Annotated in this window: 24 protein-coding genes; 15 read left to right on the top strand and 9 right to left on the bottom strand. The window is 70.0% G+C overall.

Annotated features, from left to right (window positions below; genetic code table 11):
• Positions 1 to 11: 11 nt before the first annotated feature.
• The 3 genes from ACQHII_RS22675 to ACQHII_RS22665 all read left to right on the top strand — a co-directional run bounded on the left by ACQHII_RS22675 (position 12) and on the right by ACQHII_RS22665 (position 4,779).
• Positions 12 to 1,820, top strand: a complete 1,809-nt coding sequence (locus ACQHII_RS22675; protein ID WP_427921027.1) for a bifunctional metallophosphatase/5'-nucleotidase — start codon at positions 12 to 14, stop codon at positions 1,818 to 1,820.
• An 842-nt stretch (positions 1,821 to 2,662) separates the two neighbouring features.
• Positions 2,663 to 2,797 (top strand): hypothetical protein, encoded by a 135-nt coding sequence (locus ACQHII_RS22670; protein ID WP_427921026.1) that lies wholly within the window; start codon positions 2,663 to 2,665, stop codon positions 2,795 to 2,797.
• Positions 2,798 to 2,931: 134 nt separating this feature from the next.
• Positions 2,932 to 4,779 carry an ABC transporter ATP-binding protein gene (locus ACQHII_RS22665; RefSeq protein ID WP_427921025.1) on the top strand — a complete coding sequence of 616 codons (1,848 nt, stop codon included), beginning with the start codon at positions 2,932 to 2,934 and terminating at the stop codon, positions 4,777 to 4,779.
• Between the two features lie 3 nt (positions 4,780 to 4,782).
• Here the strand turns inward: ACQHII_RS22665 and ACQHII_RS22660 are convergent, their stop codons facing one another.
• The gene (locus tag ACQHII_RS22660; RefSeq protein WP_427921024.1) at positions 4,783 to 5,514 is read right to left on the bottom strand and encodes a response regulator transcription factor; all 732 of its coding nucleotides are present in this window, start codon (positions 5,512 to 5,514) and stop codon (positions 4,783 to 4,785) included.
• A gap of 44 nt (positions 5,515 to 5,558) precedes the next feature.
• Complete coding sequence (locus ACQHII_RS22655; protein WP_427921023.1) at positions 5,559 to 6,272, bottom strand: PH domain-containing protein; 714 nt, start codon at positions 6,270 to 6,272, stop codon at positions 5,559 to 5,561.
• 114 nt (positions 6,273 to 6,386) lie between these two features.
• Here ACQHII_RS22655 and ACQHII_RS22650 point away from each other — a divergent pair, with 114 nt between their 5' ends.
• Both ACQHII_RS22650 and ACQHII_RS22645 read left to right on the top strand, forming a co-directional pair.
• Positions 6,387 to 6,674 carry a hypothetical protein gene (locus ACQHII_RS22650; protein ID WP_427921022.1) on the top strand — a complete coding sequence of 96 codons (288 nt, stop codon included), beginning with the start codon at positions 6,387 to 6,389 and terminating at the stop codon, positions 6,672 to 6,674.
• Positions 6,671 to 7,069: a hypothetical protein gene (locus ACQHII_RS22645; RefSeq protein WP_427921021.1), complete on the top strand. Its 399-nt coding sequence runs from the start codon at positions 6,671 to 6,673 to the stop codon at positions 7,067 to 7,069. Before ACQHII_RS22650 ends, ACQHII_RS22645 begins: the two co-directional genes overlap by 4 nt.
• Positions 7,070 to 7,147: 78 nt before the next feature.
• Here the strand turns inward: ACQHII_RS22645 and ACQHII_RS22640 are convergent, their stop codons facing one another.
• The 4 genes from ACQHII_RS22640 to ACQHII_RS22625 form a co-directional block, all read right to left on the bottom strand.
• On the bottom strand, positions 7,148 to 8,602 hold the full coding sequence (locus tag ACQHII_RS22640) for a HAMP domain-containing sensor histidine kinase (protein WP_427921020.1): 1,455 nt from the start codon (positions 8,600 to 8,602) through the stop codon (positions 7,148 to 7,150).
• Positions 8,599 to 9,336, bottom strand: a complete 738-nt coding sequence (locus tag ACQHII_RS22635) for a response regulator transcription factor (protein WP_399122563.1) — start codon at positions 9,334 to 9,336, stop codon at positions 8,599 to 8,601. The genes ACQHII_RS22640 and ACQHII_RS22635 overlap by 4 nt, the downstream gene beginning before the upstream one ends.
• Positions 9,337 to 9,474: 138 nt before the next feature.
• A complete protein-coding gene (locus ACQHII_RS22630; protein WP_093628212.1) occupies positions 9,475 to 9,681 on the bottom strand; it encodes a hypothetical protein in 207 nt (68 codons plus the stop codon).
• A gap of 58 nt (positions 9,682 to 9,739) precedes the next feature.
• The gene (locus ACQHII_RS22625; RefSeq protein ID WP_427921019.1) at positions 9,740 to 10,999 is read right to left on the bottom strand and encodes a S1C family serine protease; all 1,260 of its coding nucleotides are present in this window, start codon (positions 10,997 to 10,999) and stop codon (positions 9,740 to 9,742) included.
• A 355-nt stretch (positions 11,000 to 11,354) separates the two neighbouring features.
• On the opposite strand from ACQHII_RS22625, the gene ACQHII_RS22620 reads away from it, so the two are divergent.
• Positions 11,355 to 13,112 (top strand): trypsin-like serine protease, encoded by a 1,758-nt coding sequence (locus tag ACQHII_RS22620; protein WP_427921018.1) that lies wholly within the window; start codon positions 11,355 to 11,357, stop codon positions 13,110 to 13,112.
• A gap of 31 nt (positions 13,113 to 13,143) precedes the next feature.
• On the opposite strand, the gene ACQHII_RS22615 is transcribed toward ACQHII_RS22620, so the two are convergent.
• On the bottom strand, positions 13,144 to 14,169 hold the full coding sequence (locus ACQHII_RS22615; RefSeq protein ID WP_388101339.1) for a LacI family DNA-binding transcriptional regulator: 1,026 nt from the start codon (positions 14,167 to 14,169) through the stop codon (positions 13,144 to 13,146).
• A 138-nt stretch (positions 14,170 to 14,307) separates the two neighbouring features.
• On the bottom strand, positions 14,308 to 15,108 hold the full coding sequence (locus ACQHII_RS22610) for a winged helix-turn-helix transcriptional regulator (RefSeq protein ID WP_427921017.1): 801 nt from the start codon (positions 15,106 to 15,108) through the stop codon (positions 14,308 to 14,310).
• A 193-nt stretch (positions 15,109 to 15,301) separates the two neighbouring features.
• Here ACQHII_RS22610 and ACQHII_RS22605 point away from each other — a divergent pair, with 193 nt between their 5' ends.
• The 9 genes from ACQHII_RS22605 to ACQHII_RS22565 all read left to right on the top strand — a co-directional run bounded on the left by ACQHII_RS22605 (position 15,302) and on the right by ACQHII_RS22565 (position 21,052).
• Positions 15,302 to 16,195, top strand: a complete 894-nt coding sequence (locus ACQHII_RS22605) for an alpha/beta hydrolase (RefSeq protein ID WP_427921016.1) — start codon at positions 15,302 to 15,304, stop codon at positions 16,193 to 16,195.
• Positions 16,196 to 16,455: 260 nt separating this feature from the next.
• Positions 16,456 to 16,710 (top strand): MoaD/ThiS family protein, encoded by a 255-nt coding sequence (locus ACQHII_RS22600; protein ID WP_019073733.1) that lies wholly within the window; start codon positions 16,456 to 16,458, stop codon positions 16,708 to 16,710.
• A gap of 8 nt (positions 16,711 to 16,718) precedes the next feature.
• Positions 16,719 to 17,852, top strand: coding sequence for a hypothetical protein (locus ACQHII_RS22595; protein WP_427921015.1), 1,134 nt, complete (start codon positions 16,719 to 16,721; stop codon positions 17,850 to 17,852).
• 137 nt (positions 17,853 to 17,989) lie between these two features.
• The gene (locus ACQHII_RS22590) at positions 17,990 to 18,730 is read left to right on the top strand and encodes an LmeA family phospholipid-binding protein (RefSeq protein WP_427921014.1); all 741 of its coding nucleotides are present in this window, start codon (positions 17,990 to 17,992) and stop codon (positions 18,728 to 18,730) included.
• A 213-nt stretch (positions 18,731 to 18,943) separates the two neighbouring features.
• Positions 18,944 to 19,024, top strand: a complete 81-nt coding sequence (locus ACQHII_RS22585) for a putative leader peptide (protein WP_353963781.1) — start codon at positions 18,944 to 18,946, stop codon at positions 19,022 to 19,024.
• Positions 19,025 to 19,145: 121 nt separating this feature from the next.
• A complete protein-coding gene (locus ACQHII_RS22580) occupies positions 19,146 to 19,985 on the top strand; it encodes a sulfurtransferase (protein ID WP_200713952.1) in 840 nt (279 codons plus the stop codon).
• A gap of 32 nt (positions 19,986 to 20,017) precedes the next feature.
• Positions 20,018 to 20,305, top strand: coding sequence for a DUF1416 domain-containing protein (locus ACQHII_RS22575; protein WP_010985465.1), 288 nt, complete (start codon positions 20,018 to 20,020; stop codon positions 20,303 to 20,305).
• 89 nt (positions 20,306 to 20,394) lie between these two features.
• Positions 20,395 to 20,655 carry a DUF3099 domain-containing protein gene (locus tag ACQHII_RS22570; protein ID WP_019073737.1) on the top strand — a complete coding sequence of 87 codons (261 nt, stop codon included), beginning with the start codon at positions 20,395 to 20,397 and terminating at the stop codon, positions 20,653 to 20,655.
• A gap of 22 nt (positions 20,656 to 20,677) precedes the next feature.
• A complete protein-coding gene (locus ACQHII_RS22565) occupies positions 20,678 to 21,052 on the top strand; it encodes a VOC family protein (protein WP_427921013.1) in 375 nt (124 codons plus the stop codon).
• 7 nt (positions 21,053 to 21,059) lie between these two features.
• Here ACQHII_RS22565 and ACQHII_RS22560 read toward each other — a convergent pair whose 3' ends face one another.
• Positions 21,060 to 21,965: an NADP-dependent oxidoreductase gene (locus ACQHII_RS22560; protein WP_427921012.1), complete on the bottom strand. Its 906-nt coding sequence runs from the start codon at positions 21,963 to 21,965 to the stop codon at positions 21,060 to 21,062.
• Between the last annotated feature and the right edge of the window lie 3 nt (positions 21,966 to 21,968).

Genomic DNA, 21,968 nt, shown 5'->3' with positions numbered 1-21,968 from the left:
CAGGGGGGCTCATGCCAGCCACTTCCCAGCCGTTCCGCCCGCGCAGACGCCGTGTCGCCGGACTGCTCGCCGCCGCCGCGAGCCTGGCCACGGCCGGTGCGCTGGCCGCCGCGCTGCCCGCCGACGCCCACGGAAACCCGAGCGGCGGCCACGGGCACCAGCCCAGCCGCTACCAGGACGTCCAACTCCTCTCCTTCAACGACCTGCACGGCAACCTGGAGCCCCCGTCCGGTTCCTCCGGCCGGGTCACCGAGCTCCAGGCGGACGGCACGACGAAGACGATCGACGCGGGCGGTGTCGAGTACCTCGCCACCCACCTGCGCGAGGCCCGCAAGAACAACCCCTACTCGATCACCGCGGCCGGCGGCGACATGGTCGGCGCCTCCCCGCTGATCTCGGGTCTGTTCCACGACGAGCCGACCATCGAGGCCCTCAACAAGCTGGACCTGGACGTCACTTCGGTCGGCAACCACGAGTTCGACGAGGGCGCCAAGGAGCTGGCCCGCCTCCAGAACGGCGGCTGTCACCCCACCGACGGCTGCTACACGGACAAGAAGTTCAAGGGCGCCGACTTCCCCTACCTCGCGGCCAACGTCCTCGACGAGAAGACGAAGAAGCCGATCCTCAAGCCGTACTGGGTGTGGAAGAAGAACGGCGTCAAGGTCGGCTTCATCGGCGTCACGCTGGAGGGCACCCCGGGCATCGTCTCCGCGGACGGCGTCAAGGGCCTCCAGTTCAAGGACGAGGTCGAGACGATCAACAAGTACGCCAAGGAGCTCCAGAAACAGGGCGTGAAGTCGATCGTCGCCCTGATCCACGAGGGCGGCTTCCCCGCTTCCTCCTCCTACAACTACGACTGCGACGCGTCCGGCGGCGGCTCCGGCATCTCCGGCCCGATCGTCGACATCGCGAAGAACGTCACCCCGGCCGTCGACGCCCTCGTCACCGGCCACACCCACAACGCGTACGTCTGCACGATCGACGACCCGAGTGGCCAGCCCCGTATGGTCACTTCGGCCGCGTCCTTCGGCCGCCTCTACACGGACACCACGCTGACGTACGACCGCTGGACCGGCGACATCGCCCGTACGGCCGTCAAGTCCGCGAACCACGTGGTCACCCGGACCGTGCCCAAGGCCGCCGACATGACCGCCCTGATCGGCAAGTGGAACACCCTCGCCGCCCCCATCGGCAACCGCGCGATCGGCTACATCTCCGCCGACGTCAACAACACCGGCACCGAGTCCCCGATGGGCGACCTCATCGCCGACGCCCAGTTCGCCTACGGCAAGGAGCTGGACCCGGAGACCGACCTCGCGCTGATGAACCCCGGCGGGGTGCGTGCGGGGCTCACCTACGCGGCGAAGGGGAGTGAGGGCGACGGTGTGGTGACGTACGCCGAGGGCTTCACCGTGCAGCCGTTCGCGAACACCGTGAACCTCCAGGACTTCACCGGCGCGCAGGTGATCCAGGTGCTGAAGGAACAGGTGAGCGGCACGAACGCGGCGGCGCCGAAGATCCTCCAGCCCTCGTCCGGGCTGACGTACACGCTGGACCTGACGAAGACCGGCGCGGACCGTGTGGTCACGGACTCCATCCGCCTCGACGGAGCGGCGATCGACCCGGCCGCCACCTACCGCGTCGCGACGAACAGCTTCCTCGCGGGCGGCGGCGACGGCTTCCCGACGCTGGGCCTGGGCACCGGTGACCTGGTCGGCACGGACGACCTGAGCGCGCTGGCGCAGTACCTGACCGCCCACTCCTCGGCGGCGAGCCCGCTCGCGCCTCCGGCGGCGGACCGGATCACGATCGTGCCGTAGCAGTCAGCAGCTCTTCCCTGCTCAGGGGGCCCGGTGCCGCAGGTCGGCGCCGGGCCCCTTTCCGTTTTCCCGGGACCTGGCCCGTTCTAAATTCTGTGTAAGGGCGGGTTCAGTTCCGCGAATTCCATAAGAATCATCCATGGCAATCGCACAGGAAGGTCTAAGCGAAAATCGCTTTTTCTGCGCCAGAAGTCCAGTAGTGTTTTCCATGTCGAAAGCGAACGGCGCAAACGACAGAGGCAACGCAAGCCAAAGGAGAGCACGATGAGCTTCCACAAGATCGTCCCGGTCAAGAAGCACCACAAGCCCGCCCCGGCCCCCAAGAAGGCCCCGAAGAAGCCTGCTCCGGCCCCGAAGCGCCGCCCGGTCGGCCACAAGTAAACAGCCCTTAAGACGTCGTAACAGGGAGGGAATTAATCATGAGCTTCAACAAGATTCACCCCATCAAGAAGTCCTGCAAGCCCGCTCCGGGAGCCAAGAAGGCGGCCCCGAAGAAGCCCGCTCCGAAGCGTCGCCCGATCGACCACAAGGGCTGACAAAGAATTTACAGGCGTAATTCAAAGGCAGTTGCAGCAGATCGGTAGAAGAACTGTTGCAGAACCGCAGCAGACACCGCGAGAGCCGTACCGGAGAGGGAAACCGTCATGAGCTTCCACAAGATCGTCCCCGTCAAGAAGCACCGCAAGCCCGCCCCCGCCCCGAAGAAGCCCGCGCCCAAGAAGCCGGCGCCCGCGCCGAAGCGTCGCCCGGTCGGGCACAAGTAAGCGCTCCCGCGAGCCGCAGAAGACCCGCACCACTCCGCACCCGGCCGCAGAGCCGGACCCCCAGGGAGGGAACCCGCCATGAGCTTCCACAAGATCGTCCCCGTCAAGCCCCGCAAGCCGATCGGCCCGAAGCCGAAGGGCGCCCCCAAGGACGCGCCCCGGGGCAAGGCCCCGAAGAAGCCGCCGGCCAAGCGCCCCGTACACAAGGGCTGACGCAGCACCCCCTGAGGCGGGGTCACCGGTTAGCGAGCGAACTCGCCCGGTGGCCCCGCCTCGGCCACGTCCGGCTCGGACACCGATCCCGGCCGTCCACTGAACTCACCACGCCCTGAAGGGAGTTGTTGACCATGAGGGAAGCCCGTGAGGCCTTCCGCCGTTTCTGGCCGCTGACCCGCGGTGACCGCAAGTGGCTCGCGGTGATCATCACGTGTGTCATCGTGTCGGCGCTCGCCGAGACCGCCGCGATCCTGCTCTTCGCGGAGCTCACCGACAACGCCCTCAAGGCCGGTTCGCTGTCCGCGTTCTGGGGCCCGGCCGCCGCGTGGCTCGGCGTCGCCGTACTCGGCGCGCTCGTCGGCTACTTCGGCAACTCCCTCGCCACCTGGACCGCCGAACGCTTCGTCCTGCGCCTGCGCGCGAACGTCTTCCGCCACGTCCAGGACCTCCCGCCGCACTTCTTCCAGAAGCACCGCCAGGGCGACCTGGTGGAACGCCTCACCGGAGACGTCGAGGCCATCGAGCAGATGGTCGTGTCCGGAGTCGTCGGCACCGTCTCGGCCGCGTTCTCCGCGGTCTTCTACGCCTGCGCGGCCCTGTACCTCCGCTGGGACCTGGCCCTGGCCACGTTCGTCCTGGCACCCCTGTTCCTCCTGGCGGCCCGCCGCTTCTCCGGCCGCATCAAGCAGGCCTCGCAGGACGAGCGGTCCGCGGACGGCGCGATCACCTCGGTGGTCGAGGAGTCCCTCGGCAACGTCGTGCTGACCCAGGCGTACAACCGCCGCCGGGACGAGGAGAGGCGCCTCGACATCGAGGCCCGCGCGTGGATGAAGGCATCGGTGCGAGGCGCCCGCCTCAGCGAGATGTACGAGCAGTTCGTGGAGGTGGTGGAGACCCTCTGCGTCCTCGCGGTCATCGGCCTCGGCGTCTGGGAGATCTCGGCGGACCGCATGACCCTCGGCGCGCTCCTCGCCTTCGCCGCCTTCATCGGCTACCTCTACCCCCCGGTCCGCAACCTCGGCCAGCTCGGCCTCACCCTCACCGCCGCCACCGCCGGCGCCGCCCGCATCAACGAGATCCTGGACGCCACCCCGTCCGTCGGCGACCCCCGCGAACCCGTCCCCGCCTGGCCCGTCCACGGCTGGGTCAGCTTCCACGGCGTGACCTTCCGCTACCCCGGCGCGGCCCGCGACACGGTCGACAACGTCACGTTCAGGGCGGACCCGGGAGAGCTGGTGATCGTCACCGGCGAGAGCGGCGCCGGCAAGTCGACCCTGTCGAAGCTGCTCACCCGCTTCTACGACCCCTCCGAGGGCGTGATCTGCCTGGACGGCGTCCCCCTCCGCGACGTACCGCTCGAATTCCTGCGCGAGAACGTGGCGTTGCTGCCCCAGCAGACCCTGATCCTGAACGGCACGATCCGCGAGAACATCGAGTGCGGCCGTCCCGGCGCGACGGACGAGGAGATCGAGCGGGCGGCGCGGGCGGCGGCGGCCCACGACTTCATCACGGCCCTGCCCGAGGCCTACGACACGGAGATCGCCCCCGGCACGGCGGCACTCTCGGGCGGACAGCTCCAGCGGATCGCCATCGCCCGCGCGATGCTGCGCCAGGCCCCGGTCCTGGTCCTGGACGAACCGACGGCCGGCCTCGACTCGGTGGCCGCCCGCCAGGTGATCAAGCCCCTGCGCCGGCTGATGTCCGGCCGTACGACCATCATGATCACCCACGACCTGAGCCTCGCCCCCGACGCCGACCGCATCCTGGTCGTGGAGGGCGGACGCCTGGTGGAGACGGGAACGCACGCGGAACTGGTGGCAAGGGGCGGCGCGTACGCGCGACTCGCGGGCCCGCTCCCCGAGATGGCGATCACGGGAACGGGCACGGGACGGCACCGCGCGGAGGACACGATGATCCTGCGCCCGGTCCCGCCGCAGGCACCGGACGAGACGATGATCCTGAGGCTGCCGCCCAAGTAGGCGTCACTTGGAGGGAGTTGCCCGAAGGGTGTACCCCAGCCCCCGTACGGTGTGGATGAGCCGCGGTTCGCCGCGGCTCTCCAGTTTCCGGCGCAGATACATGACGTAGACGTCGAGGGTGTTGGACGCGGGCTCGAAGTCGAAGCCCCAGACGTGCCGGTGGAGCCGGGACCGGGTGAGCACGGTGCCCGGATGGTGGAGCAGGTACTCCAGCAGCAGGAACTCGGTCCGGGTGAGTCCGAGCGGCCGGCCGCCGCGGGTGACGGTACGGGTGCGCGGATCCATGACGAGATCGTGGAACGCGAGCTGTTCGAGCTCGGGATCCGGCAGCGGCTCGTCGCCCGCCCGCCGCCCACTTCTCCGTAGCAACGCCCTTACCCGCGCGAGGAGTTCGTCCACCGCGAACGGTTTGCTGAGGTAGTCGTCAGCGCCGTTGTCGAGAGCGACGATACGGTCGCCGACGGCGGTCCGCCCGGTGAGCATCAGGATCGGCACGGTGGACCCGGAGGCCCGGATGCGCCGGGTCGCGGCGAGCCCGTCCAGCTCGGGCATGGTGACGTCCATCAGCACGAGGTCGGGCGCGGCGGCATCGTCCGACGGGCCGAGAAGATCGACGGCGGTACGCCCGTCTCCCACGAGGACGGTCTCGTACCCCTCGAATCTGAGCACCCGGCCGAGCCCTTCGCGTACGTCCGCGTCGTCGTCGGCCAGCAGGATCTTCCGCGCCAGCGCCATTCGAACACGGTGTGACGGGTGTCTGTGGCGGGGCTGGCAGAGGCCTATGTGTGGGCTGGGGCTCGCCGGGACGCGAGCTTGCGGAACAACGGGAGGAGGAGGGCGTAGGCGGCGAGGGGCGCGCAGAGGAGCAGGAGGAAGGGGTGGGGTTCGCCGCCGGTGATCACCTCCCACAAGAGGTATGCAAGGCCGGCGAAGAAGGCGAGCAGGGCCCAGGTGATCGCCCGTTCCTGCGCCTTGCGATGCCCCGCGCGCAGAAGGATCCGCGCCTCGACCTCGGGTCGCGGCTCCCAGGCCATGCCGCGGTGCGCGGCGGCGACGGTCCGCAGGTCGTCGATCTCGGCCCGGAGATCCGGGAGTTGCCAGTCGTCGACGTTGGGGAGCGGCAGCCTGCGGCCGTCGTTGTCGTAGAGCCAGGTCAACCACCGGGCGTCGGCGCGGCCCTGCTTCGGACGTGCCTCGACGCGCAGATCGTAGATGTCGTGCCAGGCCCGCCTGCGCACACGGAAGGCGCCTCGGACGGAGACGCCGTCGGCGCCGACGGAGGTCAGCCCCCGCCGCACGGTGAGCACACCCCAGACGGCCACAGCCGCGAGGAGCGCCAGCCAGAGCAGCTTGTACCGGAGGGGAATGTGGTCGGGCCGCGACAGCTGAAGCACGGTGTTCCCGATGACGGTCCACATGACGACAACCCGCCCCCGGGACGCCTCCCGCCACCGACGGTACTCCCGCTCGATCCCGCGCCCGTCCCCGCTCATGGACCCTCCCCCGGTCAACAGGGGAGGAGCGTAAGGCAGGGGGCTGTGCAGGTCGTGACCGGGTGCCCGTGAGAACAGAAAGCAGAGAGGCCATGGTGAGGCTACGGTGTACCCATGGCAGACACCACGACCATCCAGGTGTCCCGGCAGGCCCGGGACCATCTCGCTCAGGTGGCCAAGGAGCACGGGATGACTTTGGGGCAGTTCGTCGAGCGGCTGGCCGCCGCGCAGCCGACGGCGGAGCAGGTCGCGGAAAGGGTCGCCGCCGACCGGCAGGTCGTCCGCGACGTGATCGGCCTGGACATCCGCGACGAGGAGTTCGACGCGGCGCCCGATGTTCTCGGCAACATTTACAAGATCGCCGCCGAGAAGGTCCGCAGGGCCCGGGACACGGCCGCGTGATCGTTCTCGACACCGGTGCCACCCGGGCTCTCGCGGGCGGGCACAAGACGTTGAACCTGCTCGCCGCGAACATGGCCCACACTCCGGGCGATCTGCTTCGGATTCCGGCGCTCTGCCTCATGCAGGCGGAGTCCGAGGACGCCGGCGCCGGGGACCGCGTGCGCGCGTTCTCCTCGGTAGTCGTCGACGACTTGACCACGGTCTCCTCGGTCGCCGTCGGCACCATGATCCGTGACGGGTACGGCGGTCCGGACACCTGTCACGCCCTGTACTGCGCCCTGCCGCGAGCCGAGTTCACAGGCATGTCCATCCTTCTGACAACCCGGGAGAAGGCTTACCCGCCGGGTGTGGTCACCGTCGACATCGACTCCCCCGGAATGCTCGGCCTCCACTGAGGTGGTGCGTCGCCGCCCGTGACCCCCCTCCCGCAGAAGCGTGACACTCCCTGTCGCAGTGTCACGCTTTCAACTCGCCTACTGGGACGCGGAGTTCTCCGGCGGCGGTGTCGGAGCCCCCGGGATCCGTACGGTCGCCACCGTGCCGCCCCCCGTCGCGCGGGACAACGTCACCTCGCCGCCCGCCTGTTGCACCGTGCGGGCGACGATCGACAGGCCCAGGCCAGAGCCGGGCAGCGCCCGTGCGCTCGGGGAGCGCCAGAAGCGGTCGAAGACGTGCGGGATCTCGTCCTCCGGGATGCCGGGGCCGTGGTCGCGGACGGTGAGGACACCGCGCGAGAGCTGGACCTCGATCGTGCCGCCCTCGGGGCTGAACTTCACGGCGTTGTCGAGGATGTTGACGACCGCGCGTTCCAGCGCGGACGGCTCCGACTGGACGTACCAGGGCTGGACGTCGGCCGTGATCGTCAACTCCGGGCCGCGGAGGCGGGCTCGGCGCAGGGCCGCTTCGACGGTGTCCTGGAGCGAGACGATCTGGACGCGCTCACCCCGCTGCCCCTCCGAGCGCGACAACTCCTGCAAGTCGCCGATCAGGGACGCCAGTTCGGTCATCTGCGCCTTCACCGAGGCGAGCAGCGCCTTGCGGTCCGCCGGGGGGATCGGGCGGCCGGTCTCCTCACTGCGGGTGAGGAGTTCGACGTTCGTGCGGAGGGAGGTGAGGGGCGTGCGGAGCTCGTGACCGGCGTCCGCGATGAGTTGTTGTTGCAGCTCGCGGGAGTTGGCGAGGGAGGTCGTCATCGAGTTGAAGGAACGGGACAGGCGGGCGATCTCGTCGTCGCTGTCCTCGTCCACGGGGATGCGGATGGCCAGGTCCTCGGTGCGGGCCACGTGTTCGACGGCCTCGGTGAGTTTGTCGACGGGGCGCAGACCCGCGCGAGCCACCGCGAGTCCGGCCGCACCGGCGCCGACCACTCCGACGCCGGAGACGAGGAGGAGGATCAGGGCGAGTTCGTTCAGCGTCGACTGGGTGCCCTTGAGGGGGGCCGCGACGAGCAGGGCGACTCCCTGCGAGTCGGACTGGTCGACGCCCAGGTACAGGGTCAGTACGCGCACGGCGTTGCCGTCACTGTCGGTGCCGTTGCGGAAGACGCCCTGTTTGCTGTTCGCGCTCTTGATGACGTTCTTGTCGGTGTTGGTCGCCTTGACCGTGCCCGGGGAGGTGGGGTCGACACAGGGGGCGCCCTGCACCTTGATCGCCTCGACGTATTCGTTCCGGCCGGAGAACGTGTCGGGGTTGTTCTCAGGCGTCTGTGTGCACCTCTGCAACAGCGCCTGGACCGTGCCAGGCCTGCGCACCATGTCCTTCAGATCGCCGTCGACCTGGTCGTACAACTTCCCCTGCACGATGAACCAGCAGGTGACCGAGACCGCCGCGACGGCGAACGCCACCGCCGCCGCGACCAGCATCGCCAGGCGGGACCGGATCGGCAGGGTGCGGAAGCGGTGGAGGAAGCGGTCGAGGACGTTCTTCACTCCGCTCCACCCTGTCGCAGCACATAGCCGACGCCCCGGACCGTGTGGACGAGCCGCGGCTCGCCGCCCGCCTCCGTCTTGCGGCGGAGGTACATCACGTACACGTCGAGGGAGTTGGAGGACGGCTCGAAGTCGAAGCCCCAGACCGCCTTGAGGATCTGCTCGCGGGTGAGGACCTGGCGGGGGTGGGCGAGGAACATCTCCAGCAGCGTGAACTCCGTGCGGGTCAGCTCGACCTGGCGGCCGCTCCGCGTCACCTCGCGCGTCGCGAGGTCCATGCGGAGGTCGGCGAAGGTCAGGGAGTCGTCCTCGGGCGCCTGCCCGGCCGCCGCGGCCGCCGCGTACGAGCTGCGGCGCAGCAACGCCCGTACCCGCGCGAAGAGTTCGTCGAGTTCGAAGGGCTTGACGAGGTAGTCGTCGGCGCCCGCGTCGAGGCCGGTCACGCGGTCTCCCACCGTGTCGCGGGCCGTGAGCATCAGGATCGGCGTCGTCGTCCCGGCGCCCCGCATCCGGCGCGCGGCCGTCAGGCCGTCCATGCGCGGCATCTGGATGTCGAGGACGACCAGGTCGGGCTGGTAGGCGGTCGCCTTCTCCAGCGCGTCCGCGCCGTCGACGGCGACCTCGGTGTCGTACCCCTCGAAGGCCAGACTGCGCTGGAGGGCTTCACGCACCGCCGGCTCGTCGTCGACGATCAGGATGCGCTGGGTGTCACGGTCGCCTTCGGCGGGGCTCATGGGCTGGATTCCTCGGGTGCGGTGGGACGGGGAGACAACGATCGGCTGGTCGCAATCAGCCTCGCATGTTTCCCGGCTGGCGCGTAAAGAGGAGGGGAGGGGAGAAACCGGCTGAGATCAACCTCGCGGTGCCCGGACTCACGCCCGCATCGTGGCGAGCCGGTTCAGCGGCACCTTCCGGTGGTGCGGGTGGGCCGCGCTGGTGCGCAGCCCCATCAGCTCCGGGGCGGGCGCCAGCTCCGGTGCCCGTGCCGCCGGCGCGTGCAGTTCGTACGCCACCCCGAGGGCCAGGCCGAGACCGGCCGCTCCGGTGTCGGTCACCGTGTGCGAAACCTGCTTGATCATGACGTACTCCCTACTGATCACTGATCGTTGGACTGCGGACTCGGCCCGATCGCCGGACTCAGCTGTCGGAACCGCCCGCCCGCAGCGAAGCCAGGTCCGCCTTGACGGTGTTGATCGGGATGGCGAAGCCGATGCCGATGCTTCCGGCCTCGGACGACGAGGACGAGGAGTCCGAACTCGACGAGTACATCGCGGAGTTGATGCCGATGATGTCGCCGTTCGCGTCGATCAGGGCGCCGCCGGAGTTGCCGGGGTTGAGGGACGCGTCGGTCTGGATGGCCTTGTACGTCGTGGTCGACGAGCCCGTGTCGCCGTTGAACTGCTGGCCGCCGAACTGGAACGGCCACTGGCCGTTGCCGCCGCTCGAACCCGAACCCTGGCTCTGGCTCTCGTCGGTCGAGACGGTCACGTCACGGTTCAGGGCGGAGACGATGCCGCTGGTGACCGTGCCGGTCAGGCCCTCGGGGGAGCCGATCGCGACGACCGTGTCGCCGACCTGGACGCCGGAGGAGTTGCCGAGGGTGGCGGCCGTCAGGCCGGAGGCGTTCTGGAGCTGGAGGAGCGCGAGGTCCTTCTTGCTGTCGGTGCCGACGACCTTCGCGGTGTACGACTTGCCGTTGCTCGTCTTGACCTTGACGGACGTGGCGCCGGAGATGACGTGGTTGTTGGTGACGATCTGGCCGTCGGTGGTGATGATCACGCCCGCGCCGGTGGAGGTGCCGTTGCTCAGGGTGGCCTCGACCTCGACCACGCTCGGGCTGACGGTCGCGGCGATGGTGGCGACGTCGCCCCGCTTGCTGGAGGGCACGACCGCCGTGGTGGTGCTGGTGGTGGCGACGGTGTCCTTGCCGGTCAGCTGCTGGAAGGCGTACGCGGTACCGCCGCCGACGGCCGCGGCGACGATCGCCACCGCGGCGAGCAGCGCGATCGGACCGCGGGTGCGCTTCTTGGGCTTGGGTGCTTCCGCCTGGACGGGGGTGAGGAGAGCCGTGTCGCCGCCACCGCCGTTGCCGGAGCCGCCGTAGCCGTCGGCGCCGAACGCGGCCTGCGGAGCGGGCGAGGGGGCGGGCGTCTGACCGCCCGGCCACACCGTCGTGCCCGGCTCGACCGTGACCGGCTGCTGAGCCGGCTCAAAGGGCTCAAAAGGCTGAGCGGGCTGAACGGACTGAGGGGGCTGCGCCTGCTGCGGCTGGTACGCCGGCGGGGGCGGCCACTCCGGGTTCACGGGGGAAGAGGCGTGCTGCTGCTGGGGGTACGCCTGCGGCTGGTCGCCCTGGGGGGTCTCGTACTCGCCGCTGCGGCGGAAGCTCTCGGTCATGGAAAAGAGACTGTCGCGCGATCATGAGAGGTACCTGAGTCCCCGCTGAGAAGCCCGACAGAACCTCGTATGCCCGATATAAAGACGCCGGAGGCCCGGAAACTCGGGGAAACGGGAGGTTGCGGGGGAGTGAGGGCACGGCACGGGCCGGACGAATACTTGTGTGACCCCTGTGCGACACGTGTGCGAGGTGGCAGGCGGGGCCTACGATCTCCGGGCCGGAGGGGGGCTCCGCGAACAGAGCCGGTACATGCGCCGCGACGGAAAACGTCACGGAAAGCATGTCGTCGGCCCTGCGTGGTCGCGTCGTACGCCCTTCTCGGGCCCACTACGACACCCACACCAGGAGTCCCGAGTGATACGTGCCCTGTGCGGCCGTCTGAGACGCCCCACCACGGCGTTCCCGGCCGCCGCCCTCGCGCTGGCGCTGAGCTGCGCCGGCGTTCTCGCGGCCCAGCCCGCCACCGCGGCCGACGGCCCGCCCGGACTGCCGTCCGCCGCCGCTGCCGCCGCCCAGGCGGCGCTCCCGCGGCCCACCGCGTCCGACAAGGAACTGCGCTCCCGCGTCGTCGACGCGGCCAAGACCCAGGCGACCGCCAAGAAGACGGCGACGAAGACGCCGTACATCATCGGCGGCACCGAGACCACGATCTCCAGCGCGCCGTGGATGGTCCAGCTCGCCTACTACGACGACACGACCGGCGACGGCTACTTCTGCGGCGGCACCCTGGTCGCCCCGAACAAGGTCCTCACCGCCGCGCACTGCGTCGCGGGCCTGGACTGGGTCAAGAACGGCGCCGTGCTGGCCGGTGCGACCGGTCTCTACGACGACACGTCCGGCACGGTCACGGGCGTCCTGCACCAGTGGAACCACCCGCGCTTCAACGCCACCACGGCCCAGAACGACATCGCCGTCCTGACCCTGGACCGCCCCCTGGACCAGCAGACGATGCGGCTGGCCTACCTGAACGACCTCGGGTACGTCACCCCGGGCGCGCAGGCCACGGTCTACGGCTGGGGTCTGACCTCCGGCACCGGCACCGAGCTCTCCGCGAACCTGAAGAAGGCGACCCTGCCGGTCGTCGACGACGCGACCTGCGACAGCGCGATGAAGACGGTCCTCGGGGACGACGAGTTCATCGAGGGCTCGATGTTCTGCGCGGGCACCCCCGCCTCCGGCACCGACGAGGGCACCACCAGCCCCTGCAACGGTGACTCCGGCGGTCCGGTGATCGTCGGCAACAAGGTCATCGGCATCGTCTCCTGGGGCGTGGCCGGCTGCACCGCCAAGGGCGCCTACCCGGTCTTCACCAAGGTCGGCTCCTACGCCTGGGCCGCGCAGCCGCGCATCGACGACACCGACCTGTCCTTCGACGGCCGCGCCGACATCGTGGGCCGTACGCCCTCGGGCGGGCTGTTCGAGCAGGACAGCAAGGGCACCTCGCTCGCGCAGCGCGCCTACCTCGGCAGCGGCTGGCAGACGGCCAGTTGGGGCCTCCAGGCCGACCTGGACCGGGACTACTACCAGGACCTGATCGTCCGCGACAAGTTGGACGGCCACCTCTGGCGCGACTACCTGGACCACTCCACGGGCGAGTTCACGTGGATGCAGATCAGCTCGGTGTGGGGCGGCTACAAGTCGTACGCGATCCCCGGCGACCTGACCGGTGACGCCCGCCCCGACCTGGTCGCGGTGGACGCCGACGGCTCGGTCTACCTCTACCCGGGCAAGGGCAACGGCCAGTTCTACGGCCGGGTCAAGGTCGTCGACAAGGCGTGGAAGAACGTCAGGATCTTCGGCCACGGCGACCTGACGGGCGACGGCCGCGCCGACCTCCTGGTCCGCAACTCCTCCGGTGTCCTCTACCTCTACGCGGGCACCCAGGTCGAGCACGCCCCGTGGAAGACCCGCGTCCAGGCCCGCACCGGCTGGAACTTCACCTCGTACGTCTCCAACGGCGACGTCACGGGAGACGGCATCGCGGATGTGATCACCCGCGACTCGGGCGGCACGCTGTGGCTCTACCCGGGCACCAACAAGGCGACGACCGCGCTCTTCGGGACGCGGATCAAGCTGGGTACCGGCTACAACCAGTACAACCTGCTGTTCTGAGCGAAGCTCTCGCGAGAACCGGTGGTCCTGGTCAGGCTTCGCAGCCGCAGGACCGCCGGGTCACCAGGCGGGAGGGGAACACCTTCAGCCGCTCGCGACGCGAGCCCGCCACGCGGAGCCCGTCGTCGAGCACGAGGTCCACGGCCGCCCTGGCCATCGCCGGACGGTCGGAAGCGATCGTCGTCATCGGCGGATCGGCGAGGGCGGCTTCCTTGATGTCGTCGAAGCCGATCACGCCGAGCTCGCGCGGTACGTCGATCCGCAGCTCGCGGGCGGCCCGCAGCAGGCCGATCGCCTGGTCGTCGGTGGAGCAGAAGATCGCGGGCGGCCGCCGGGGCCCGGACAGGATCCCGAGGGCGACCTGGTAGGCGTCGTAGCGGTTGTACGGCGCCTCGAAGAGCCGGCCCTCGGTGGGCAGGCCGGCCTCGGTCATGGCGCGCCGCCAGCCCTCGACGTGGTCGGAGACCGGGTCGCCGACGGCCGGTGTCTCGGCCGTACCGCCCATACAGGCCACGTAGTCGTAGCCGTGCTCCAGGAGGTGGCGGACGGCGAGCTGGGCGCCGCCGAGGTCGTCCGTGACGACGGCGACGTCGTCTATGGCCTCGGGGCGTTCGTGCAGCAGGACCACGCGGGCGTCCCAGGCCTCGATCTCGGCGGCGGCGAGGTCGTTCAGCGCGTGGCTGACGAGGATCAGGCCGGAGACGCGCATGCCGAGGAAGGCGCGCAGATAGTGGACCTCGCGCTCGGCGACGTAGTCGGAGTTGCCGACCAGCACCATCTTTCCGCGCTCGGACGCGGCCTGTTCGACCGCGTGCGCCATCTCCCCGAAGAAGGGCTGGCGCGCGTCCGGCACGATCAGGCCTATGAGATCCGTGCGCCGCGACGCCATGGCCTGGGCCACCCGGTCCGGTCGGTACCCCAGTTCCTTGATCGCGGCGAGGACACGCTCGCGCGTGGCCGGGGCAACCGGCCGGGGTCCGTTGTTGATGACATAGCTGACGACGGCAGTCGACGTCCCTGCCAGTCGCGCTACATCATCCCGAGTCACCTTGGCCACGCGCGGAGTCTACGCGGATTGACCAGCTCTGGGCAGGGCGTTTCGAAGCTTCTCGTCGCTTCCGCACAGCATCTCCGTGCGGAACCGACGAGAACCGGTGAGTAGCTGTGCGGAAGCGATGCCCTGCCCGGAGGCGGGTTAGGCCTGTGCCGGGATCTCGGTGGCGTCCAGGGCGGCCGAGTCGGCCGTCTCGTCCGCATCCTCCGGCTTTGCACCTGCGAGAGCGGCGCTCGCCTTGAGCTTCGCGTCCTCGCCGCCCCGGTCGCCCTTCTCCGGGGTCACGAATCGGTAACCGACGTTCCGGACGGTCCCGATCAGCGACTCGTGCTCGGGGCCGAGCTTGGCGCGCAGCCGTCGTACGTGGACGTCGACCGTGCGGGTGCCGCCGAAGTAGTCGTAGCCCCAGACCTCCTGGAGCAGCTGGGCGCGTGTGAAGACGCGGCCCGGGTGCTGGGCCAGGTACTTGAGGAGCTCGAACTCCTTGAAGGTCAGGTCGAGGACCCGGCCCTTGAGCTTGGCGGAGTACGTCGCCTCGTCCACGGAGAGGTCGCCGTTGCGGATCTCCATGGGGGAGTCGTCGTTGACGATCTGCTGGCGGCCCATGGCCAGGCGCAGGCGCGCCTCGACCTCGGCCGGGCCGGCCGTGTCGAGCAGTACGTCGTCGATGCCCCAGTCGGCGGTGACGGCGGCGAGGCCGCCCTCGGTGACGACGAGGATGAGCGGGCATCCCGGTCCGGTGGAGCGGAGGAGCTGACACAGGCTGCGCACCTGAGGCAGGTCCCGGCGGCCGTCGATGAGGATGACGTCGGCACCGGGGGTGTCGACGAGAGCGGGGCCTTCCGCCGGTGCCACGCGCACGTTGTGCAGCAGCAGGCCAAGGGCCGGAAGCACCTCCGTAGACGGCTGGAGGGCATTGGTCAGGAGCAGCAGAGAACTCATAAGTCTGGTTCCTCCTCGGTCCCTGCGAGGACGTGTGTCATGCGGCACAGCGTTTGTGATTCCGAGGGCCCTGTATCACCGGCGGCCACCTGTGGTTTCCCGTGGTGTACCGCTTCGTATACAACGCTCCCGGAAGCACAAAAGGACCCGGGGGCTTCGCTGCCCGAGTCCTCTGTCGAGCAGAATAGCCCACATGAGCGCTGGTACGGCAGGTCATGTGGCACGATCCACCGTTCGTCCGAACTCTGAGACGATCAGACGCACACCTTTGCGGACGTTTCTGCACACCGACGACGGGGTGACGATCGATTCCGTATACGACCCGGCAGTGGTCGTATACGACGTCTCCCCGCCACCTTCCGGTGACCTGGTGTTCGTCGTCGCGCACGGTTTCACGGGCGACGTGGACAAGCCGCACGTGCGCCGGGTGGTCGAGGCGTTCGCCCAGTACGGGGCCGTGGTCACGTTCTCGTTCCGGGGCCACGGAAGGTCCGGCGGGCGCTCCACCGTCGGCGACCGCGAGGTCCTCGATCTGGCCGCGGCGGTCGCCTGGGCACGCGAGCAGGGGCACACGCGCGTGGTCACCGTCGGCTTCTCGATGGGCGGTTCGGTGGTGCTGCGGCACGCGGCGCTCTGCGGCCCGGAGGTTCCGGAGGGTGACGCGGACGGTCAGGGGCGCAGGGGGCGCACGGAAGCGCACACGGACGCGGTGGTTTCGGTGAGTGCGCCGGCCCGCTGGTACTACCGGGGCACCGCCCCCATGCGGAAGCTCCACTGGCTGGTGACCCGTCCCGAGGGTCGTCTGGTGGGCCGCCTCGGCCTCAAGACCCGTATCGAGCACAGCGGTTGGGATCCCGTCCCGCTCTCCCCGGTGGAAGCGGTCCCGCGTATCGCACCCACCCCCCTCCTCGTCGTGCACGGCGAGATCGACGGCTACTTCCCGCTCGACCACCCCCGCATGCTGGCCGAAGCCGCAGGTGACCACGGAGAACTCTGGCTGGAGCCCGGCATGGGCCACGCCGAGCACGCGGCGAGCGACGACCTCCTGGCCCGCATCGGTCGCTGGGCCGGTTCACAGGACAGCTAGGCCCTGTCCGGCGGATCCTGTCGCAGACGCGGGGCGTGGTGCGCACATCTGCCGCGTTGTCGTCGGTCGCCGACTCCCCCACGCTCGAACAACCTCGCGCGGGGGGACCCCCATCGCGTCGACTCCCTCCTCCGCCTTGCAGCTGCACGCACCACGCCCCGCTCACCGGTATCGAGCGGTCGCCGTGGATTTTCTGCGACCGGATCCGCCGGACAGGGCCTAGCCTGGCCGTTGCAGCCCCCGATCGATTGAGGAAGCGGATGCCAAAGGTCACGGTGCGCTACTGGGCCGCCGCGAAGGCCGCGGCCGGGATCGCCGAGGAGCCGTTCGACGCGGCCACCCTCGCCGAGGCCCTCGCCGAGGTGCGCGAGCGACACCCCGGGGAACTCGCCCGCGTACTGCTGCGATGCTCCTTCCTCGTCGACGGTGACCCCGTGGGCACCCGCGGACATGAGACGGTACGGCTGGCCGAGGGCGGCACGGTCGAGGTGCTCCCGCCGTTCGCAGGAGGATGAGCGCACCGATGAGCAACCAGCCGTACGAGGGCCATGGCGAGGGCTACGGCGAGGGTTACGACCCCTACGCCCAGCAGCAACAGCCGCAGCAGGCCCAGCAACAGCAGGCGCAGGCCTGGCCCGGGCAGCAGCAGGCCTACGACGATCCGCAGGCCGCGCAGCAGTACACCCAGCAGTGGCAGGGCCAGACCTGGGACACCCAGGTCCAGCAGTCCAGACCCTCCGCGTCCGACCTGGCGTACTTCCCGCCGCAGAACTACCAGGCGCCGGCGCCGAGTTACGGCGGTTACGGGCAGGCACCCGTGACCGCGCCCCCGGCCCCCGCAGCCGCATCCGCGGACGAGGCGGTCGGCTACGGCCCGCCCTCCCTCGCCGGGAACGCCCGCATCACCGACGCCCAGCGGGCCCGCCTGGAGGGCCGCTCGCCGATCATCGAACCCGGGATGCAGCCGGCGGGCCTCACCGCCCTCCTGGCGCTGCTCCTCTCCGTCACCGCGCAGATCGGGTCGTACGCCCTCGTCGTGCCGCTCGTCGTGCTCCAGGCGGTCACGGCGGCGGGCTGGTTCCGGCTGAACGGGATGTGGCCCGCCCGGCAGGGCATCGTGCTGGCCTTCGCGGGCGCGCTCGTCGCGGACGTGGCGCTGCTGGCGGCCGGCCGGGACAACGGCCCGGCCGCGATCCTCGGCACCCTCGGCGTCTGGGTCCTGCTCTCCCTCGTGATGCAGCTGCGCTCGCACGCCGACCCGGACACCCGGATCACCGGACTGATGGCGACGGTCGCCTCGGCGGCCCTGGCCATCGTGGCGACCGGCCATCTCGCGGCCGACCCGGACGCGGTCACCGTCGGCGCCGCCGCCGTGGCGGTCGCGATCCTGGCCCGCGCGCTGCCGCTGCCGACCGTGGCCTCGGTGGTCGTCTCCCTGCTCGCCGCCGCCGGTGCGGGCATCGCCGTCGGCGGGATGACCGGCCTCGGCGCGAAGGGCGCGCTGCTCGGCGCGGTCGCGGCGGGCTGCGCGCTGATCGGTCACCGGGTGGCGAGCTACGACTACCCGTCCCGCTTCGTCCACTTCACGGCCGGTGTGGCCCTCCCGCTGGCCGCGGCGGCCCCGGCGGTCTACGTACTGGGGCGCGCGCTGGCGTAGGCGGCAGCCCTGTCACAGGTGATCGACAATTTCCCACTGCACGCATCTCGCGGGACTACGCTCGCGATTTGCGGCCACCCGGTCGTTGCACCGCTTTCGTCTTCAGTCGATGACCGCCAGGTGGGGGAACACCGTAAATGCGTGGGCTACGAATACTTCTGACCGTCGTGGTGATTCTGGGCGTCCTGTTCGTGGTGGTGGACCGGGTCGCGGTCTACTTCGCGCAGGACGAGGCGGCGGGCAAGGTGCAGACGAGCGAGAACCTCGCCTCCGCCCCCGACGTGTCCATCAAGGGCTTCCCCTTCCTGACCCAGGTCGCCTCGGGTGAGCTGGACGACGTGGCGCTCACCATCAAGACCTACGAGGCGACGACGGCGAACACGACCGGCAGCGGCACCTCCACGATCCGGATCGACGACCTCAAGGCCGACATGAAGGACGTCAAGTTCTCGGGCGGCTACAGCTCGGCGACCGCGGCCAGCGCGACCGGCTCCGCGAGCATCGCCTACGACCAGCTGCTCAAGGCCGCCAAGTCCCAGCCGACGAACATCTTCACCGGGGTCGACGCCCAGGTCGTCGGCCTCTCCGACGGCGGCGACGGCAAGATCAAGGTCGACGTCAAGGTCTCGGCCCTGGGCCAGCAGACGACGTATCCGGTGCTCAGCACGGTCACCGTCGACGGCGACACCGTGAAGGTGCACGCGGACAACCTGCCCAAGCTGGTCGTGGACCTCGCCGACTCCCGGATCCGCTCGATCACCGACTTCCAGCAGACGATCGACCAGCTGCCGGGCGGGGTGAAGCTGGCCAGTGTGCAGGCCGCGAAGAACGGGGTGGAGATCAAGGTGAAGGGTTCGAACGTCCGGCTGGCCGGGTAGGACGCACCAGGTCCGGACGAGGCCCGGTGGACGGCGCCTGTCCGAGGGGCGAGACGGCAGTGTCCGTACGGCAGTTGTGAGGACGGCGAACGGCGCGCGGATTCCCGGTGAAGGGGTCGCCGACGCCCCGCCGATCTCACATCACGGACGATCGCGTCTCAAAATACGACACACCGGTGACATGTCCCGCAGTCCGTCCCTACGATCGACCCTATGAGGCAACAGGCGGATCTCACGAAGCGGCGGGCAGTGGACCTGTGCCGCGTCGCCGCCATGCTCTGTCGCACTTTCTGAGCGGAAGCGCAGGCTTCCGTCTTCCCCCGTGCCCTTGATCGCGGGCACCCGCGCGAGCCGCGCACCCCTCTCTCAGCTCTCACGCACCGCACCGCCGTAACTGCCCCGGAGGAGAAACAGCATGAGCCGCAGTGACGTCCTGGTCGACGCCGACTGGGTCGAGGCCAACCTCGACAACGCGGACATCGCCATCGTCGAGGTCGACGAGGACACGTCCGCGTACGAGAAGAACCACATCCGCAACGCCATCCGGATCGACTGGACCAAGGACCTCCAGGACCCGGTACGCCGTGACTTCATCGACCAGGAGGGCTTCGAGAAGCTCCTCTCGGCCAAGGGCATCGGCAACGACACGCTGGTGATCCTCTACGGCGGCAACAACAACTGGTTCGCCTCGTACGCCTACTGGTACTTCAAGCTCTACGGCCACGACAGCGTCAAGCTGCTCGACGGCGGCCGCAAGAAGTGGGAGCTGGACGCCCGCGAGCTGGTCGAGGAGGTCCCCGCGCGAGCCACCACCGACTACAAGGCGAAGCCGCAGAACAAGTCGATCCGCGCGTTCCGCGACGACGTCGTGGCCGCCATCGGCTCGCAGAACCTGGTCGACGTCCGGTCGCCCGACGAGTTCTCCGGCAAGCTGCTCGCCCCGGCCCACCTTCCGCAGGAGCAGTCGCAGCGCCCCGGCCACGTGCCCTCGGCCCGCAACATCCCGTGGTCGAAGAACGCCAACGACGACGGCACCTTCAAGTCGGACGACGAGCTCAAGGAGCTCTACGCCGAGGAGCAGGTCGACCTCGCCAAGGACACCATCGCGTACTGCCGCATCGGCGAGCGCTCGGCCCTGACCTGGTTCGTGCTGCACGAGCTGCTCGGTGTCGAGAACGTCAAGAACTACGACGGCTCGTGGACCGAGTACGGCTCCCTGGTCGGCGTCCCGATCGAGCTCGGCGCCAACAAGTAAGCCCGCCCCTTTCAAAAACTCTGGAGAAGCACATGTGTGGAGCGAAGGCCGGCGGCCCCGACGCCTCGACGATCAAGCCCGGTGAGACCACCATCCAGGGCCAGGTGACGAAGGACGGCGAGCCCGTGGTCGGCTACGTCCGTCTCCTGGACTCGACCGGCGAGTTCACCGCGGAGGTCCCGACCTCCGCCACGGGCCAGTTCCGCTTCTACGCGGCCGAAGGCACCTGGACCGTCCGCGCCCTCGTTCCGGGCGCCACCGCCGACCGCACGGTCGTCGCCCAGACGGGCGGGCTGGCGGAGGTGGCGATCGCGGTCTGACCGCCGATTCACTGCTGCCGAAGGGTCGCACTCAGGGCTTGAACTTCCTGGGTGCGACCCTTTCGCATGCCCAGGCCTACCCTGGAAACATGCTGGCACGCCGCCGTCGCACCTACTTCGTCATGATGGGCATCTGCATCGGGCTCTTCGTTCTGGCCTGGGGAGTCGTGCGGATCTGGTCGGTGCCCGTGGCGGTCGGCATGTGCGTGGTCGCGATGGTGATCCCGCCCGTCGCCGCGATGGTCGCCAACCGCAGGGGCCCGGACGACCGCTGGTGGGACGACCCGTCCGGCGACCCCAAGTCCGACGAGTGGTGGGACGAGCTGGACGGCAAGAAGCGGCGCCAGTAGGGAAAGCGGGTAGAGGGCGGGCATGTCGCCTACGAGACTGTCCACCGTGGTGCTCGACGCGCGGGACGCGCATGAACTGGCCGGTTTCTATTGCCGGTTGCTCGGCTACGTCGTCCGGGCCGAGGAACCCGACTGGGTCCTCGTCGGCCCGCCAGGGGGCGGCACCGGCCTCTCCTTCCAGACCGAGCCGGAGTACGTCCCGCCCGTGTGGCCCACCCGCAGGCCCGGCGAGCAGCAGATGATGCTGCACCTGGACATCGAGGTCGACGACCTGGAGGGCGAGACGGCGAGGGCGGTGGCGGAGGGGGCCAGGCTCGCCCCCGACCAGCCCCAGGACGGTGTACGGGTCTTCTTCGACCCGGCGGGGCACCCGTTCTGTCTGTGGCGGCAGGAGTAGATCCCGTTCAGGTTGCCAGGAGGACCTTCGCGCGGATCCGGCCGTCCTCCAGCCGGGCGTGCACGTCGGCCGCCTGGGCCAGCGGGACCGAGACCTGCGGCCGGAGGGTCAGGGCGCCGCTCGTGAGGGCCGCCATGGCCTCCGCGAGCGCGGCCGGGATGCGGAGCGGGTCGGGGCCCGAGAGCCGGACGCCGAGTTCGGCGGCACGGTGGTCGGAGAGCGTGATCACCCGTTCCGTTCCGCCGGCCAGCTCGATCGCCGCCTCCAGGCCGTCCCTGCCCGCCGCGTCGAGTACGGCGTCGACCCGGCTGGCCTTCGCACGGACCTGGTCGAGCAGGTCGGGACCGTAGGCGACAGGCACCGCGCCGAGCTTCTCGGCGGCGGCGAAGTCCGTGTCCCGCACGCCCGAGATCACCCGGGCTCCCCGGCCGACCGCCAGCTGGGTCGCGATCGTGCCGACCGAACCGAGGCCGCCGAGCACGAGCAGGGTTTCCGCCTCCCGCAGTCCCAGCTCGGCCAGCGTGCGGGCCGCCGCCTCTCCGGAGGCGGGCAGGGCCGCCGCGTCCTCCCAGCTCACGGAGGCGGGCTTGGGCACCCAGTGCTCGGCGAGCACACGGTCGGCATACCCGCCGAGCCGGGGCAGGAAGACCGCGACCTCCTGGCCGGGCACCACGTCGTCCACCCCGGCGCCGACCGCGTCGACGACGCCGGCCGCCTCGAACCCGAGCGCGGTTCCCGGTCCGGCCGGAAAGGCCTGCAACCTGCCGGCGCGGATCGCGAGGTCGGTGGGACCGACTCCGGCGAAGGCCACCGCGACACGGATCTGACCGGCGCCGGGCGGCCCCACCTCCACATCACGGAGTTCGAGGACACCGGGCGGACCGAATCCGGTCAGGACCACAGCTCGGGACATCGG

It is taken from the genome of Streptomyces sp. cg40 (assembly GCF_050320165.1).
Classification (GTDB): domain Bacteria; phylum Actinomycetota; class Actinomycetes; order Streptomycetales; family Streptomycetaceae; genus Streptomyces; species Streptomyces hokutonensis.
Note: the sequence above shows the minus strand (reverse complement) of the source record. Positions and strands in the feature narration are given on the sequence as shown.